Origin of the sequence: Bacillus cereus group sp. BfR-BA-01310 (assembly GCF_022664325.1) — a bacterium.
In the GTDB taxonomy this organism is placed as follows: Bacteria; Bacillota; Bacilli; order Bacillales; family Bacillaceae_G; genus Bacillus_A; species Bacillus_A paramycoides.
Map to the genome: position 1 here is coordinate 1 of NZ_JAKUHD010000124.1, position 237 is coordinate 237.

Genomic DNA, 237 nt, shown 5'->3' on the forward strand with positions numbered 1-237 from the left:
GTGCTTTTGCCAACTTCTCTTCTAATGATCGAAAAAACTTTGGATTTTTATAGGTTGTTCCATCTGACAAAATGGCGAAATCTTTTAGTCCTACATCCATTCCAATGTAAGAATTTGTTTTTGGAAATTCTTGCACTTCTGTTTCTACTAACAATGACACAAAGTATCTACCAGAAGGGTTCCGTCTAACCGTAGCATTTAAAATACGTCCATTTACTTCACGACTTTTGGCAAATC

At 35.4% G+C, this 237-nt stretch carries 1 pseudogene; it reads right to left on the reverse strand.

What is annotated here, in order from left to right:
• Positions 1 to 237 (reverse strand): annotated as a pseudogene (locus tag MR109_RS29975) (IS200/IS605 family element RNA-guided endonuclease TnpB); the annotation flags it as partial.